Raw genomic sequence first — 15,216 nt, 5'->3', positions numbered from 1 at the left:
GCATCAAGATCACCGATCGTGAGATGAGAACACTCCTCGCGCGGTATCTGACCCCACACGAGTGGCACGGCGAATGGAACTACACCATCAGCCCGACCGACACACCCAGTTGAGCGTGTTGTTCATTTCCAAGCCCTTAGCCTAGCCGGCCGGGTGCCAGGTGTTGCCCTCGACGAGGTCGCCGAAGCCCATCCAGGCGAGGTTCATCAGCCGGGACGCGACGGCCTTGCTGGGCACGTCGGGGTGGTCGAGCCACCAGTCGGCGAGTGACTCGGCGGCGCCCACCAGTGCGGCGGCGAGGGCCTCGGTGGCGTTGCCATCGAGGCCCTTCTTGGTGGCGACCCGGACGAGGAGGGTGTCGACGAGGCTGATGGCCTGGTCGCGCATGGCGAGGAGCTCCTCGCTGAACGGCCCGCCCTGGGAGATGGCCTGGCGGTGCAGGACCTGCCAGGACTCACGCTGGTCGCCGACGAAGTCGAAGAACGCGCGGAGGCCGTGCCAGAGCTGCATGTCCGGCGGGAACTCGGCCCGCACGCCGCGGCTGACGGCGTCGAGAAGGTTGGTCGCCTCGCGGTGGATGCACGCGGCGAAGAGGTCTTCCTTGGAACCGAGGTACGCGTAGATCATCGGCTTGGAGACGCCGGCGACGTCGGAGATCTCGTCCATCGAGGAGTTGTGGTAGCCCCGGGCGGAGAACACTCGGACCGCCGCGTCGAGGATCTGCCGCTCACGCACCTCGCGGGGTAACCGCTTCACCCGCCGTCGCTCGTCGACACTCACCGGCCCAGGGTACCTACTGGAACGTAGCGTTACCGGTGAGTAGACAATTGGACATGCGATTCAGGCGAAGGCCCGAGCCCGCTCCCGTCCCGGTGGCGGTCGCGCCGGGAGTGGACATCGACGCGTTCGCGCGGGCGGTGGACCCCCAGCGACTCGACGAGGCGCAGTTCGTGCAGCTCATCGACGTGCTGGACATGCTGGGCCGGGCCGGCACGGGCATCGAGCTGGCGAACATGCGGACGGACACCTTCGTCTGGTTCGTCTCCCGCGCGTCGACGCCACAGCTGGACCAGCTGATGGCGCACGCACATCTCCGGTACGTCGTCTTCGGCGAGATCTTCCGCCGCATGAGCGAGCACCTCCACCCGATCCGAGCCGCCGACCTGCGCGCGGTGGTCCACTGGCGCTTCACCGGCGGCACCGGCGACGGCGGCTACGACCGCTTCCAGACCCACATCGAGTCCGGCGCCTGCGTCTCGGGCCGCCACCCCACCCACGACGCACGCGTCACGCTCACCCTGTCCCCGGTCGACTTCCTCCGCGCGGTGACCGGCGCGGCCAACGTGGCCATGCTCTTCATGCGCGGGAAGGTCAAGGTCCGCGGCGACATCGCGTTCGCCGCCGGCCTGATCAACTACTTCGACCTGCCGAAACCCTGACCCGTCAGGAGAAATGAGCCCCCAGGATGTCGGTCAGTACCGACTCGGCCTTCTTGTCGTTGCCGGCCGGCAACGAGCCGTCCTTCGGGACCACGGGGCCCGTCGTCACGCGGAGCTCCAGTGTTGCGTCGCCCTCGAGCGTCGTGGAGGTCGACAGCCGGTAGTCGACGTACGACGCACTCGACTTGGCAAATCCGGGATGCCCGGCGACGGTCACCTTCGTGCTGCCGGTGTCGCCGATCGTCCGGCCGGGGTTGATCGCGAACAGGACCTGGATCCGCCGCTCCGGCTCGACGAAATAGCAGCTGCCCATTATCGCGACCGGCCGCAGCCCCGCACCGAACTGCCTGCCGACCGCATCCATCGCGGCGGCGCACCCGACCTGGCCGTCCGTCACCCCGACCTTGGCGAGCTCTTCCGGCTGATCCGGTACCCGCGTCTCGACATACGGCTCGCAGCGGTTCAGATCGGATCCGTCGACGTAGGCACACGCTCCGGGATACGGGCTGTCCGGCTCGTCCGGCGCGTAGAGCAACAGCCGCTGCGGCGCCACGTCGTCCGGTGGTGCCTCCCCAAGCACGCGCACCAGCGACTCGGCGACGGTCTTCCCACGGTCGCAGTCGAGCGAGATCAGCCGAACCGGGTACTCAGGTTCGGCCGCATACCGTGAGTTGAATGGCCCCTGCCGCCAGTCGATGTCGCAGACACCGTCGTCGAACTCGTAGATCCGCGCCTGTTTTCCGCCGATGGTCACGTCCCGCGGATCACCCGTCGGGACGAGCTCGTTTGCGAACGAGATCGAGAGCGGCGATGGAACATGGGTGAAGTCGGCGCAGTCGTCCAGCCCGTCACCGAGCAGCTTGGTCTTCTCGGCTTCGGACCCGAGTGCGTCCGTGAGTGCGTCGCAGGCGTTCCATCTCGGGGCGACCTGAACGGTGTCCGGGTCGGCGAGCACACCGGCGGACGCCGCCGCGAGATCGACGACGGTCCGGCAGGCCTCATCGCTCGGCGTCCCATGTGGAACCTGTGAGAACTCGATCGCCTTCTCGAAGCTGACCGGCAGGAAGACCGCACAGCTGGAGCTGCCGTGCCTGACATAGCCCTTCGCTCCCCCGATGACCCGAGCCTGCAACGAGAGCCGCGTGCTGTGCACCAAGCCGACGACCGTCGCGCTGATGGGGTACCTCATCCCGGCGAGATCGCATCTGGACGGCTGCGGCGCCTCCGGGTTCGCATCGGCGGGAGCTCCTGGCGTCGCGGCCAGCGCCTTGTCCAGCACCGCACAGAGATCGATCCGCCGCAGGGCCGACAGGACGGCCTCCTCGTCCCTGTCCTTGGGTCTCGGCGCGGAAGGCCGCTCCGTCGTGGACGGCGAGGATGAGGGAGGCGTCCGGTCATCCGGTGTCGTGCAGCCCATCAGTCCCAGCGCGGCGACCAACACCATGGCGAGACCGAGCACTCGCTTGGTCATGACCCGTAGTCCTGGATGAACTTCTGGATGTCGGCGTCGCCGTTGAATCGTCCGATCAGGCTGGTGATGGTTCGGTTCAACTGGTCGATCTCGTCCGTGGCCGTGGTGAGGATCTGCGCCTGGGTGTGCATGTAGGACTTCACGAGGTCGCGCCACCAATAGCCACCGACCGAGTCGCCGTCCGTGCTCATCTTCAGCATGTCACCGGCCGCGTCGGTGAACACGGTCGCCCATGTCGACGTGACCGCGCTTTGCAGCACCAATCCGGCGCCCGCGGTCATGTAGGTGACCGCCGCAGCCGCGATCCCCGACAACACCGCGGCGGCGATGTCCACGGAGAAGCCGCTCTCCGGCTTTGCGGCGAACTTCTTCTCGAACGCATCGACCAGCCCCGCTGCGGCTTCGTCGAGGTTGTCGCGCACCCCCTTGATGATCACGGCGTACTTGGGGACCACGAAGTAGAGTTCCCGAACCAGCTTGTTGACCTGACCGGCGACGGTTTGCAGGCGGAGGAGGAAGGCGAACGCGGCGTTCGCTGCGTCACCTTCCCATCCAATGGTGGGAAATGCGTCAACGAGAGAGGGAATTCTCTTGTCGGCGATCCACCAGATGTTGTTCAGGGCAGCCGACCCCAGGGCCAGTGGGCTGTTCGGGCGTTCGACCTCAGGCGTGGAGACGGCCGCCATACCGTGCAGGAACTGCCAGGGCTGATATCCCTCGATCACCGACTCGAACGGCAGGTCGACAGGGTCGTAGTGGCCAGGTAGCGGGTTGGCCTTGGTGACACGGCCCGGCTCCTCCCTCTTTGTCCCGTCCGGGTAGATGACCGTCCGGTCGTAGTCGTGTTCGTCCGGGTGCAGCAGGAACTCGAGCCAGGATGTGAGGCGGGCGGCATTGTGCCGGAGCCTCGAGTCAGCCGTGATTCCCGCGTTGTCGAGGACACTCGTGTCGCGCGGAGTGTCCCCCCTGTCCGGCGGAGCCATGTCAGCTCCCGTCAGAAGGGTCGTCACCGAGCAGATTCTGGAAGACGTTGGCATGCTCGACGTCGAGCCGTCCGTAGAGTTGATGGGTCTCGTGGAGGGCACCGGACATGTGCTTGAACTGCGCCTCGATGGCCGCGTGTACCTGGTGGAGCGTACTGAGCAACGAGTTGTAGTTGTCGAGCAGCGTGCTACTCGAGTCGGTGAAGGCGACCGGTGGACCAGATGGACCGAGTTGTCCGGGGTCGCCCAACAAAGATGCCATCTGGTTGTCGGAACTCAGGTCCGCCTCGGCAAGTTGGCCGACGATCAGCTCGTACTCGCCGACAAGGGTGGTCACCTCGGTCGTGACGTCACTCAGCTTGCTGAGCTCGACGGAATACGCGTTAGGCATGGAAAATCAACCCCCAGTAATGCACAGTGTGTGTTCACCCCGACACGTTCTGAAAGCAGCTTAGCAACGGCCGACCGTCGACGGCGGAAGTTGACAGAAACGTGTGGAAATGCCGAGGGGCGAGCCGTCGGGTGACGGCTCGCCCCTCCGTTGCTTCGGTCAGTAGGTGATGGCCAGGGACGGGTCGGCCAGCAAGGCGCCCACGTCGGCGAGGAACCGGCTGCCCTGCTGGCCGTCGACCACGCGGTGGTCGAAGCTCAGCGCCAGCTGGCACACCTTGCGGGGAACCACCTGGCCGTCGACCACCCAGGGCATGTCCTTGATCGCACCCAAAGCCAGGATCGCGGACTCGCCGGGGTTGATGATCGGCGTACCCGTGTCCACTCCGAACACCCCGACGTTGGTGATCGTGAACGTGCCGCCCATCATGTCGGCCGGCGGCGTCCTGCCCTCGCGGGCGGTCACCGTCAGCGCGTCCAGGGCCTCGGCCAGTTCGCGCAGCGACATGCGGTCGGCGTCGCGGACCTTGGGCACGATCAGGCCCCGGGGCGTGGCCGCCGCGATGCCCAGGTGCACGTAGTCCTTGTAGACGATCTCCTCGCCGGCCCACACCGCGTTGACGTCCGGGGTGCGCTTCGCCGCCAGGCAGACGGCCTTCGCGGCGAAGGTCAGCGGGGTGATCTTCACGTCGCGGAACCCGGGGTGGGTCTTGAGCCGCGCGCGGAGCTCCGTCATCGGCGTCACGTCGATGGTCAGGAACTCCGTGACGTGCGGCGCGGTGAACGCCGAGTCGACCATGGCCTGCGCGGTCATCTTGCGCACGCCCTTGACCGGCACCCGCCGCTCGCGCTCGCCGCTGGCAGCCGGCGCCTGCGCAGCCGCGGCGGGAGCCGGCGGGGCGGGAGCCGGCGCGGCGGCCCGCCGGACGTCCTCGCGGGTGATCACGCCGTTGGTCGCGAGCGAGCGCAGGTCGACGCCGAGGTCCTTGGCCAGCTTGCGGACCGGCGGCTTGGCCAGCGGCACCAGGCCACGTGGTTCGAGCAGCGCCGCCGGCGTGTCCGGGACCACCGGAACCGGCGGCTCGGTGACGACGGGCGCCGCCGCGACGTCGGGCGTCGAAGCGGCGGCGGCCTTGCGTGGTCGCCGCTTCGAGGACGCCGCCTTCGGCCCGTAGCCGACGAGCATCGCCTGGCCGTTGGCCTCGGCGGGAGCCGCGGCCGCGGGAGCGGCCGCCGGGGCAGATGCCGCGGTGCCACCCGGATCGGTGTCGATCGTCACGATCGGGCTGCCGACGTTGACGGTGTCACCGGCCTGCGCGTGCAGTTCCGTCACCACACCGGCCCACGGGCACGGCAGCTCGACCGCGGCCTTGGCCGTCTCGATCTCGACGATGATCTGGTTGACGGCGACCTCGTCACCCGGCTTGACGTGCCAGGCCAGGATCTCCGCGTCGACCAGGCCCTCGGCCGTGTCGGGCAGGGGGAAGACCTTGTAGTCGGGCATGCCTCACCAGCCCAGCGAACGGTCGACGGCGTCCAGCACCCGGTCGAGGTCGGGGAGGAAGTCGTCCTCGAGCTTCGACGGCGGGTACGGCGTGTCGAACCCGGTCACCCGCAGCACCGGCGCCTCCAGCGAGTAGAAGCACTCCTGCTGCACCCGCGCGGCGATCTCGGAGGAGATCGACGCCTCGCCCGGCGCCTCGCTGACGACGACGAGGTGCCCGGTCCGGCGCACCGACTCGTACACCGGCCGCATGTCCAGCGGTGACAGCGTGCGCAGGTCGATCACCTCGAGCTCGGTGCCCTCCTCCGCGGCGGCCGCGGCGGACTCCAGGCAGGTCTTCACCATCGGGCCGTAGGTCGCGAGCGTCGCCGCCGTGCCGTGGCGCAGCACCCGTGAGGTGAACAGCGGGTCGGGCGTCACGTCGACGTCCAGCTCGCCCTTCTCGTAGTAGCGGCGCTTCGGCTCGAAGAACAGCACCGGGTCGTCGCTGCGGATGGCCTGCTGGATCATCCAGTAGGCGTCGACGGCGTTGGAGCACGAGACGACCTTGAGGCCCGCGGTGTGCGCGAAGTACGACTCCGGCGACTCGGAGTGGTGCTCGACGGCGCCGATCCCGCCGCCGAACGGCACCCGGACCACGATGGGCAGCTTGATCTTGCCCTGGCTGCGGTAGTGCAGCTTGGCGACCTGCGAGACCAGCTGGTCGAACGCGGGAAAGATGAAGCCGTCGAACTGGATCTCACACACCGGTCGGAAGCCGCGCATGGCGAGGCCGACCGCGGTGCCGATGATCCCCGACTCCGCGAGCGGGGTGTCGAGCACGCGGTGCTCGCCGAAGTCCTTCTGCAGGCCGTCGGTGATCCGGAAGACGCCACCGAGCTTGCCGACGTCCTCGCCCATCACGATGACCTTCGGGTCGGCCTCCATTGCCGCCCGCAGCCCAAGGTTGAGGCTCTTGCCCAGGGTGACCGTTCGCGTGGCCGACGCGGCGGCGTCGTTGGTCTGGTTCAGCACCGGCGTGGCCATCAGTGCTCACCTCCCGCGAAGCCCGCGGCGTAGTCGAGGTAGGCGTCGCGCTGGGCGGCGACCGTCGGGCTCGCGTCCTCGTAGATCTGGGAGAACATCCGATCCTTCGGCGGTTCGGGCATGTTGACGCAGAACTCGCGCATCTCGGCGGCGAGCTGGTCGGACTCGGCCTGCACCGAGTCGAAGAAGTCGTGGTCGGCGTGCTCGTGCCGGACCAGGTTCACCCGCACCCGCTCGATCGGGTCCTTGAGCTTCCACGCCTCGAGCTCGTCGGCGAGCCGGTAGCGCGTCGGGTCGTCGGTGGTGGTGTGCGCGTCCATCCGGTAGGTGAACGCCTCGATCAGCACCGGCCCGTTGCCGTGCCGGCACTCGTCGAGTGCCCAGCGGGACACCGCGAGCGAGGCGAGCACGTCGTTGCCGTCCACCCGCACGCCGGGGAAGCCGTAGCCGCGGGCGCGCTGGTAGAGCGGGAGCCGGCTCTGCCGCTCGGTCGGCTCGGAGATCGCCCACTGGTTGTTCTGGCAGAAGAACACGAGTGGCGCGTCGTACACCGACGCCCACACGAAGCCTTCGTGCACGTCGCCCTGGCTGGTGGCGCCGTCGCCGAAGAAGACCATCGTGGCCTCGCCGTCGTCGTCGCCTACCTTGCCCTCGAACCGTTGCCCCATCGCGTATCCGGCGGCGTTGAGCACCTGGTTGCCGATGACGATGGTGTACAGGTGGAACCGCTTGGCGATCGGGTCCCAGCTGCCGTGGTCGGTGCCCCGGAAGATGCCGAGCAGCTCGGTCGGGTGCACGTCCCGGCACCACGCGACGCCGTGCTCGCGGTAGCTGGGGAAGACCATGTCCTGCGGCTTGAGTGCCCGGCCCGCGCCGACCTGCGCGGCCTCCTGGCCGAGCAGCGGCACCCAGATGCCGAGCTGACCCTGGCGCTGCAACGCGTTCGCCTCGCGGTCCACCCGGCGGGTGAGGACCATGTCGCGGTAGAGGTTGCGAAGGTCCGCCGCGGTGATGTCCGCGACGTAGGGGTCCCACTCGGGGTTCTCGACCCGCTCGCCTTCAGGGGTCAGGAGCTGTACGAGCTCCTCGCCACCCTCGCTTGTTGCGCGCAAACCCGCGATCACCTGCTCTGCGGTCGGCGTGGCCGCGGTGGCGGCCGGTCCAACCCCCGGTTCCGGGTGCGTCCACTGTTCTGGGGACGACATGCGTTCTCCTTGGTGTCGGCGCCGGGCGCTCGCTTGTGGCGTCGCTTCCGGCCGCGCCATCGACGGCTACCGACCCGGGTAATGGGCGGTTCGAGCCACCGGTGGCGCTGACGGTTTCGGGCTCCATCCTGGCATGCGTTAGCTCGATCCGGTGAGGTACGAACGTCGGTCCGTATCCCACCGTGATGCGCTGAGCTGCGAAAACGATAGGACAACCGACATTCGGGCATCAGCGCGAGGCATTCGGGTGATGCGTGACCACCTCCTGGCGAGCGGTGAACGCGGCAGCTCAGAGCCGCCGTCGTCGTCCGGCTCCTGCGCGGGGCCGGGTGGGCCCCGCGGCCTGCCGGCGCCGTCGCGACGCGCAGACACCGAGCTTCAGTGATCCGTGTCACACCAATGATAGTCGGGTTCGCTCGATGATCGATCGACCACGGGCTCAGCCGCCTACGCTGCGGACATGGCCGACGACAGTTGGAAGGACGCACGCGTCCGCCACGCGGAGGCGTCGTTGGCCGCCGCCGTACGCGCCGCCGACGAGATCATCGCGGACGCCGCGCGGGCGGCCGCCGAGCGCGCCGCGCCGCCTCCGCCGCCCGCACCCGCCGAGGAGGCGGAGCGGCCGATCTTGCGGGACGCCTGGTAGCCGCCGCGCCCGTGGCAGTATCGGGCGGGTGGACAACGCACTGGTACGCGGCACTGTCGAGCGAGTCTGGGACGACGCGGTCCTGACCAGCCTCTCCGAGTTCGTCTCGATTCCCGCCCTCTCGCCCATCTTCGACGAGGGCTGGGAGGCCTCCGGGCACCTGGACGCGGCGGTCGAGCACGTTCGGCGCTGGCTGGTCGCGCGCGACATCGACGGTGCCACCGCGGAGATCCTGCGGCTGCCCGGCAAGAGCCCGGTGCTGTTGTTCGACGTTCCGCCCACCGAGGGCGCACGGGCCGACGCCGGCACGGCGCTGCTCTACGGGCACCTGGACAAGCAACCACCGGTCGGCGGCTGGGGTGATGGGCTCGGCCCGTGGACCCCTGTCCTGCGCGACGGTCGGCTCTACGGCCGCGGCGCTGCCGACGACGGCTACTCCGGCTACGCGGCCACCGCGGCGATCGAGGCCGTCCGCGCGGCCGGCGGTCCGCACGCCCGGTGCGTGGTGCTGCTGGAGACCAGCGAGGAGTCCGGCAGCCCCGACCTGCCCGACTACCTGGAGCGGTACGCCGGCAAGCTCGGCGAGGTGTCGCTGGTGGTGTGCCTCGACTCTGGCGGGCAGGACTACGAGCGGCTGTGGCTGACGACGTCGCTGCGCGGGCTCGTGTCGACGACCGTGACGGTGCAGGTCCTGGCGTCCGGTCAGCACTCCGGGATGGCGAGCGGGATCGTGCCGAGCTCGTTCCGGATCATGCGCTCGCTGCTGGACCGGCTCGAGGACGCGCGCACGGGCGAGGTCCTGCTCTCGGAGATGCACGGCGACGTCCCGCCGGAACGGCTGGCGGAGGTCAAGGCCCTGGCGGACCTGGCGCCCGGCGCGGCAGGGAAGGCGTTCCCGCTGCTGGAGGGCATGAGCCCGGTCTCGGACGACGACGTCGAGCTGATGCTGAACAACTCGTGGCGGCCGACCCTGTCGGTGATCGGCGGGGCGGGCTTCCCGCTGCCCACGGAGGCCGGCAACGTGCTGCGCACGGAGACGACGTTCACGCTGAGCTTCCGCCTGCCGCCGACCGCCGACCCGAAGAAGGCGTTGGCGGCATTGGAGAAGACGCTGACCACGGACGTGCCCTACGGCGCGCACGTCGAGCTGTCCCGGTCCGAGGACGGCCCGGGCTGGAACGCCCCGGCCACCGCACCGTGGCTCCAGTCCACTCTGGACTCACTGGGTGACCGGGTGTTCGACGGCAACCCGTGCCTGACCATCCGGCTGGGTGGGTCCATCCCCTTCATGGGCACCCTGGCCGACCACTACCCGAAGGCCCAGTTCGTGGTGACCGGCGCCCTGTCCTCGGACAGCAACCCCCACGTCCCGGACGAGTGGCTGAACATCCCCCACGCGAAGCGCGTCACGGAAGCGGTGGCCCTGATCCTGGTCGCGCACGCCCGCGGCTGACCGGTGCTGGCCAAATCGGTGGCGGGTGCGGGCGTCCGGTCGTTAACCTCGAAACCATGCGCGCATGGTTTCGATGGTGAACTGAACTAGCACCCCGTTTCCCCGCGACGTTCGTGGCGTCGCTGCTGCTCGTCGGGTTCGCCGACGAGACGGTGGCGTTCCTGCCCTACGGCGCCGTGGAGTCCATCCGGCAGGACGTCGGCCTCAGCTACGTCCAAGCCGGCTTCCTGCTCGCCCTCTACCCGGGCATCGGCCTGCTCACCACGCCGCTCGGGGTCCTCGCCGACCACGTCAGCCGGCGGGCCATGGCCGCGATCGGCGGGGTCGGCTACGGCGTCGGGCTGTGGGTGTTCGCCGCCGCGCAGGACTTCCGCACGCTGTTCGTCGCCGTGGCCGTGATGGGCACGGTCGGCGACGCGCTCGTGCGGGCCGTCGAGGTCGCGCTGGTCGACGTGGCCGGGGACGACATCGAGCCGGCGCTCGCGCGGTCGAACCTGCTCGCGGCCATCGGCGACCTCGTCGGCCCGCTGCTCCTCGCCGCCGCGATCGGCACCGGGCTCGGCTGGCGGGCCGCGTTCTGGGCGGCCGGCGCGATGATGGTCGCCTACGGCGTCGTCCTCGCCACCCAACCGCTGCCCCGCCCGGCCGGCACGGACGAGGAGCGCAAGCCGTGGCGCACCATGATCGAGGTCGCCAAGGACCGCCGGGTGATCGTCGCCGGCCTCCTGCTCGCCGTGATCGTCGCGTTCGACGACACGTTCGTCGGCTTCGCGGTCGCCTTCCTCACCACCGGGCGCGACCTCAGCCCGGCCGTCGCGACTCTCGTCGCCGGCGCGGGCATGGCGGGTGGCATCGCCGCGACCGCCTGGGCCAGCAGGACCGACCGCCGCCAGGTGGGGCTCCGGCCGTGTGCCTGGCTGCTGCTCGCCGGCGCCGCGCTGATCCTGCTGGTCCCGAACGTGGTGGCCGCCGCCGTCGGCATGACCGCGGTCGGCGCCGCGATGAACCTCGCATGGATCATCCTGCAGGCGCGCTACATGACCCTGCGCCCCGGCCAGGCAGGTACGACGTCCGCCATCGTGGAGGCCGTCGCCCAGGTCGGCGTCCTCACCCCGCTGGCCATCGGCCTGATCGCCGACCGCTACGGCCTCACTCCGGCGATGTCGCTCTACGTGGTCATCGCAGTCGTGTTCGTGGCCTCGACCCGGCGGCGGGCCGGTGCCTGGTGTCCCCCGCAACAGACTCCCGGCGGGGGACACCAGTAGGACTCATCCGGTCGTTGTCATGATGGTGGACATGATTGCGCGAGTACCGGCGGGATGAGCGGCGCCGAGTGGGACAGGTTGGCCGACTCGGGCGAGACGAGCTCGCCGTGGCGGTTGTGGGGGCCCTACCTCGCCGCACGGCAGTGGGGGACGGTCCGCGAGGACTACTCGAACAACGGCGACGCCTGGAGCTACTTCACCTTCGAGCAGGCCCGCACCCGCGCCTACCGCTGGGGCGAGGACGGCATCGCAGGGATCTGTGACCGGCACGGCTTCCTCAACCTCGCCGTCGCCATGTGGAACGGCGTCGACGACATCGTCAAGGAGCGCTACTTCGGCCTCACCAACGGCGAGGGCAACCACGGCGAGGACGCCAAGGAGTACTGGTGGGTCCTCGACGGCACCCCCACGCACTCCTACATGAAGACCCTCTACCGCTACCCGCAGGAGAAGTTTCCCTACCAGGAGCTCCGGGAGCTGGCCCAGCAGGCCGGCCGCGACGAACGGGAACCGGAGCTCGCCGACACCGGCGTGCTCGCCGACAACCGGTTCTTCGACGTGGAGGTCACCTACGCCAAGGCCGCGCCCGACGACATCTGCGTCGACATCACCGCCACCAACCGGGGGCCCGAGCCCAAGCCGCTCCACCTCCTGCCGCAGCTGTGGTTCCGCAACACCTGGTCCTGGGGCCGCGACGCGCGCCGGCCGGCACTCATCGCCTCCACCGCCAACGGCTGGACGCGCGTCGTGGCCGAGCACTCGCTCATCGGGCGCTACACCCTGCACGCCAGCGGCAACCCCACGATGCTCGTCACCGACAACGAGACCGACGAGGTCACGCTCTTCGGCCGCGGCCGCAACCCGAGCCGCTACACCAAGGGCGGCATCGACGACCTCCTCGTCCGCGGCGACCCGGACGCCTGCCAGGTCGTCGAGCCGGGCACCGCCTCCCAGCCCGGCACGAAGGCCGCCGCCTGGTACTACTTCGACAGCATCGCGCCGGGCGAGTCGCGGTCCGTCCAACTGCGACTGATCGCCGGCAACGGGCACGGCCGCGCGTTCGGCCGCACCTTCCGCGCCACGATGGACCAGCGGCGCAAGGAGGCCGACGACTTCTACGCCGGCGTCACCGACCCCGCCAGGCCCAAGGAGAGCGAGGTGGTGCGCAGGGCCCTGGCCGGTCTATTGTGGACGAAGCAGGTCTACCGGTTCCGGCTCCGCCACTGGCTCGAGGGCGACCCGGCCAACTCGCCCGCACCGCCGGAACGAGCCAGACCGGGCGCCCGCAACGTGCACTGGCGCCACCTCGACGTCGCCGACGTCCTCTCCATGCCCGACGAGTGGGAGTACCCCTGGTTCGCCGCGTGGGACCTCGCCTTCCACATGGTCCCGCTCGCCACCGTCGACCCGGCGTTCGCCAAGGACCAGCTCCTCCTGATGTGTCGCGAGTGGATGATGCACCCGGACGGCCAGCTCCCCGCCTACGAATGGGAGTTCGGCGACGTCAACCCGCCGGTGCACGCCTGGGCCGCGCTGCAGGTCTACCACGTGGAGGAGCGCCGCACCGGTCAGGGCGACCGCGTCTTCCTCGCCCGCGTCTTCCACAAGCTGCTGCTCAACTTCTCCTGGTGGGTCAACCGCAAGGATCCCGAGGGCAACTACCTGTTCGAGGGTGGCTTCCTCGGCATGGACAACATCGGCCCGGTCAACCGCTCCGAGGAGCTCGGCGAGGGCTGGCGGTTCGAGCAGTCCGACGCCACCTCGTGGATGGCCACCTACGCGCTGCACCTCATGCGGATGGCCCTCGAGCTCGCCAGGCACGACGAGGCCTACGAGGACGTCGCCACCAAGTTCGTCGAGCACTTCCTGTCCATCGCCCAGTCCTCCGCCCGGTTCGGCTCGGCGGCCCGCGGCATCTGGGACGAGCGGGACGGCTTCTGCTACGACCTCGTCTCCCGCACCCACGGCGACGGCAGCGTCGAGTCGATACCGGTGCGGGTCCGCTCGATGGTCGGGCTCATCCCGCTGCTCGCGTCCGCGGTGCTCGAGCCGTGGGTGTTCACCGAGCTGCCGCACTTCGCCGCGCGGTTGAACTACCTGCTGCACCACCAGCCGGAGTTCGGCCAGTTCATCAGCTGGCGGGCCGGGCCGGACGGCAGCAAGCGGGCGCTGCTCTCCCTGCTCGACGAGGACAAGCTGCGCCGCGTCCTCGCCCGGATGTTCGACGAGGCCGAGTTCCTCTCCCCGCACGGCATCCGCTCGATGTCCGCGGCGCACCGGGACGGGCTGACCGTCGAGGTCGCCGGCCAGCAGCACCGGGTCGGCTACGAGCCCGGCGAGTCACGCACCCCGATGTTCGGCGGCAACTCCAACTGGCGCGGCCCGGTCTGGTTCCCCACCAACGCGCTGCTGGTCCAGGCGCTGCACACGATCGACTCCTTCCACGGCGCAGGGTTCACCGTCGAGCTGCCGACCGGCTCGACCCAGGAGGTCACGCTCGGGTCTGCTGCCAGAGAGCTGTCCCGCAGGCTCGCCGGGCTCTTCCTGCCTGGTCCTGACGGGCGAAGACCCGCGGACGGCAAGCGCATCGAGGCGAGCGACTCTCCGTTGTGGACCGACCACGTGACGTTCAGCGAGTACTTCGACGGCGACACGGGCGAAGGGCTCGGCGCGACCCACCAAACCGGGTGGACCGCGCTGGTAGCGGTCTTGTTGACGGGGTGGCCCGACCCGAATCGGACATGGTGACCCGTCCGTAACATGCCGATGCTGTCCGCCGCGGTTCCCAAATGGCAGGATTCGCTGAACTCAGACCGCAAGGCTCGAGGGAGTGACGAAGTGTCTCGACGTACCCGCCTGTCCGTCCTCACCGCGCTGTGTGCCGCGAGCCTGCTCGCGGCCGGCTGCGGCGCGACCACCGATCGGCCCGAGGGCCAGGACGGCGGTGGTGGCGATGGTGGTGCCGAGTGCACCCCGGGAGAGGTCTCCGACGTGCCCGACCCGAAGCCGCTCGCGGTCGACGTGCCCGCGGACGACGCGCTCGGCGCCATGGTGCCGGCCAAGATCAAGACCGACGGCAAGATCATCGTCGCGGCCGACGCCGCATACGCGCCGAACGAGTACACGCTCGAGGGCTCCGACGAGATCATCGGCATGGACGTCGACATGGGCAAGGTGGTCGGCAAGGTGCTCGGCGTCGAGGTCGAGTTCGTCAACGCCTCCTTCGACGGCATCCTCGCCGGCCTCGGGGCCGGCCGCTACGAGCTCGGCATGTCCTCCTTCACCGACACCAAGGAGCGCGAGCAGACCGTCGACTTCGTGACCTACCTCGAGGCGGGCACGTCGACCATGGTCCGCAAGTGCAACCCCAAGAAGATCGAGACCCCCGAGGACCTCTGCGGCAAGGCGGTCGGCGCGGAGAACGGCACCACCCAGCTCGACCAGCTGACCAAGCCCGATGTCGAGGGCTCCGTGGTGAAGGCCTGCTCGGACGCCGGCAAGGAGCCGCCGAACGCCCAGGGCTTCCCGAAGCAGACCGACGTCAACGCGGCGCTGCAGGCCAACCGGATCGACGCCTACCTCGCCGACACCCCGGTCGTGAACTACGCGGTGAAGAAGACCGGCGACGCGTTCGAGAAGACCGGCGAGGACACCGACGCCGCGCCGTACGGCATCGCGATCGCCAAGTCCTCGGGCACCATGAAGGAAGCCGTGCAGGGCGCCGTCCAGAAGCTCATCAGTGACGGCACCTACCAGGAGATCCTCGACAACTGGGGCATCACCGGCGGGATCGAGGAGTCCAAGATCAACGGCGCGATCTACTGAGCATGGCCG

13 protein-coding genes are annotated in these 15,216 nt (G+C 69.5%); 6 read left to right on the top strand and 7 right to left on the bottom strand.

Annotation, left to right across the window (positions count from 1 at the left end; genetic code table 11):
* Positions 1 to 141: 141 nt before the first annotated feature.
* Entirely contained in the window at positions 142 to 780 is a 639-nt protein-coding gene (locus tag GEV28_RS28115; protein ID WP_291415359.1) for a TetR/AcrR family transcriptional regulator, read from the bottom strand.
* A 53-nt stretch (positions 781 to 833) separates the two neighbouring features.
* Between GEV28_RS28115 and GEV28_RS28110 the strand changes: the two genes are divergently transcribed.
* Positions 834 to 1,439, top strand: coding sequence for an SCP2 sterol-binding domain-containing protein (locus GEV28_RS28110; RefSeq protein ID WP_291415358.1), 606 nt, complete (start codon positions 834 to 836; stop codon positions 1,437 to 1,439).
* Between the two features lie 4 nt (positions 1,440 to 1,443).
* On the opposite strand, the gene GEV28_RS28105 is transcribed toward GEV28_RS28110, so the two are convergent.
* The 6 genes from GEV28_RS28105 to pdhA form a co-directional block, all read right to left on the bottom strand.
* The gene (locus GEV28_RS28105) at positions 1,444 to 2,910 is read right to left on the bottom strand and encodes a hypothetical protein (RefSeq protein ID WP_291415357.1); all 1,467 of its coding nucleotides are present in this window, start codon (positions 2,908 to 2,910) and stop codon (positions 1,444 to 1,446) included.
* Positions 2,907 to 3,920 (bottom strand): hypothetical protein, encoded by a 1,014-nt coding sequence (locus tag GEV28_RS28100; RefSeq protein ID WP_291415356.1) that lies wholly within the window; start codon positions 3,918 to 3,920, stop codon positions 2,907 to 2,909. The genes GEV28_RS28105 and GEV28_RS28100 overlap by 4 nt, the downstream gene beginning before the upstream one ends.
* Positions 3,895 to 4,230, bottom strand: a complete 336-nt coding sequence (locus tag GEV28_RS28095) for a hypothetical protein (protein ID WP_291415355.1) — start codon at positions 4,228 to 4,230, stop codon at positions 3,895 to 3,897. Before GEV28_RS28095 ends, GEV28_RS28100 begins: the two co-directional genes overlap by 26 nt.
* Before the next feature lie 213 nt (positions 4,231 to 4,443).
* Positions 4,444 to 5,787: a dihydrolipoamide acetyltransferase family protein gene (locus GEV28_RS28090; protein ID WP_291415354.1), complete on the bottom strand. Its 1,344-nt coding sequence runs from the start codon at positions 5,785 to 5,787 to the stop codon at positions 4,444 to 4,446.
* A 3-nt stretch (positions 5,788 to 5,790) separates the two neighbouring features.
* Complete coding sequence (locus tag GEV28_RS28085) at positions 5,791 to 6,813, bottom strand: alpha-ketoacid dehydrogenase subunit beta (protein ID WP_291415353.1); 1,023 nt, start codon at positions 6,811 to 6,813, stop codon at positions 5,791 to 5,793.
* A complete protein-coding gene (gene pdhA, locus GEV28_RS28080; protein WP_291415352.1) occupies positions 6,813 to 8,018 on the bottom strand; it encodes a pyruvate dehydrogenase (acetyl-transferring) E1 component subunit alpha in 1,206 nt (401 codons plus the stop codon). Before pdhA ends, GEV28_RS28085 begins: the two co-directional genes overlap by 1 nt.
* A 460-nt stretch (positions 8,019 to 8,478) precedes the next feature.
* Between pdhA and GEV28_RS28075 the strand changes: the two genes are divergently transcribed.
* The 5 genes from GEV28_RS28075 (at position 8,479) to GEV28_RS28055 (ending at position 15,207) form a co-directional block, all read left to right on the top strand.
* Entirely contained in the window at positions 8,479 to 8,664 is a 186-nt protein-coding gene (locus GEV28_RS28075) for a hypothetical protein (protein ID WP_291415364.1), read from the top strand.
* Positions 8,665 to 8,683: 19 nt separating this feature from the next.
* The gene (locus tag GEV28_RS28070) at positions 8,684 to 10,117 is read left to right on the top strand and encodes a M20/M25/M40 family metallo-hydrolase (protein ID WP_291415362.1); all 1,434 of its coding nucleotides are present in this window, start codon (positions 8,684 to 8,686) and stop codon (positions 10,115 to 10,117) included.
* 113 nt (positions 10,118 to 10,230) lie between these two features.
* Positions 10,231 to 11,382, top strand: coding sequence for a sugar MFS transporter (locus tag GEV28_RS28065; protein WP_291415350.1), 1,152 nt, complete (start codon positions 10,231 to 10,233; stop codon positions 11,380 to 11,382).
* A gap of 54 nt (positions 11,383 to 11,436) precedes the next feature.
* A complete protein-coding gene (locus GEV28_RS28060) occupies positions 11,437 to 14,130 on the top strand; it encodes a glucosidase (RefSeq protein WP_291415348.1) in 2,694 nt (897 codons plus the stop codon).
* Between the two features lie 90 nt (positions 14,131 to 14,220).
* Positions 14,221 to 15,207 (top strand): ABC transporter substrate-binding protein, encoded by a 987-nt coding sequence (locus GEV28_RS28055; RefSeq protein WP_291415347.1) that lies wholly within the window; start codon positions 14,221 to 14,223, stop codon positions 15,205 to 15,207.
* Positions 15,208 to 15,216: the final 9 nt, after the last annotated feature.

This window comes from Actinophytocola sp. (assembly GCF_009379765.1).
Lineage (GTDB): Bacteria > Actinomycetota > Actinomycetes > Mycobacteriales > Pseudonocardiaceae > Actinophytocola.
The sequence above is the reverse complement of the archived record's forward strand: the minus strand, read 5'-3'. Positions and strand labels throughout refer to the sequence as shown.